The 1036-nt window shown below is 49.2% G+C and carries 1 protein-coding gene; it reads left to right on the top strand.

Translation table 11 applies throughout. From position 1 onward, the window contains the following. Nucleotides 1-1036, top strand: a 1036-nt coding sequence (locus WA429_RS21255) for a hypothetical protein (RefSeq protein WP_443082697.1), incomplete at both ends; no start/stop codon positions are given.

The following is a 1036-nucleotide window of genomic DNA, read 5'->3' as shown; positions in this document are numbered from 1 at the left end:
AATTGAACGTGTGATATTCGATGCGCACCCGATTGACGACAGGGAAGGGGCCACGAAATTTGGAGAACTGCGAGATCTGCGAACAGATCGATTTATTCAGAACAGGGCGAGCGCTGCAGCCGAAATTAATGAACTTTCGGCGGCCATTGCCTCCGAGATGGAAAAAGAAAAGTCCGTCGCCGGACGCGAAGCCGAAGTGAAACAGTTGCAAGCACGGATCAATGGTTACTTGAAAGACCGAGACGGTCTTATTGTCAAAGGCAGTGAAGCAAAAGCAAATCGCCATGCGGAAGTGACTGAAGCACTCGAAAAATGTCGCGGCAAAATTCTGGGAATAAAAGAGCAAAAGCGTTCCGTAATCGCATTACAAGATCAAGTAAAAGACACCCGGGAAAAGTTGGCCCCAGGCCATCTGAGGAAGATCAAAACCGAACACCAGAGAAGTGGGCTCAGTGACGCAGAATGGCAGAAGTTCCTCCTCATATTCCAAGGCGATGTCGATACCAACTTGGCCGAGTATGTGAAGAAGACAGATGCTAAAATCGCCGAGTTGACAGGCCAGGCTGTCGATTCCAAAGATAACAAAACCGCTTTAATCGCTGATGACGCTGACTTGTCAACACTCCCTTTGAACACTTTGAAGGCAGAGCAAGAACGACTGTCTACGATGATCGGAGCGGATCGCCTTGTGCAGCAACAATATGGCGAACTCACCAATCGTATCACTAAAGAACAATCGAACCTAAAAGAGCTTCAAAGGCAGCTTGCAGATGCCAAAAGCGCCAAAGAGCGGCGGAGTACGCTCAATGCTAAACGAATGGACGCGTACCACGATGTTTTTGCCGCTACGATAAAAGAACAAAAAGCGCTGGAAGAACTCTACAAACCTTTGATGGATCGACTTGCATCCGAGTCTGGAACTTTAGGAAAGCTCGGCTTCCGGGTTACGAGAACTGTTGACACTCGCAATTGGGCTGGTTGGGCCGAACGACAACTGCTCGACCTACGAAAAACCGGGCACTTCCAGGGCCAAGGC

Origin of the sequence: Thalassospira sp. CH_XMU1420-2 (genome assembly GCF_037029325.1) — a bacterium.
Taxonomy (GTDB): domain Bacteria; phylum Pseudomonadota; class Alphaproteobacteria; order Rhodospirillales; family Thalassospiraceae; genus Thalassospira; species Thalassospira povalilytica.
The sequence above is the reverse complement of the archived record's forward strand: the minus strand, read 5'-3'. Positions and strand labels throughout refer to the sequence as shown.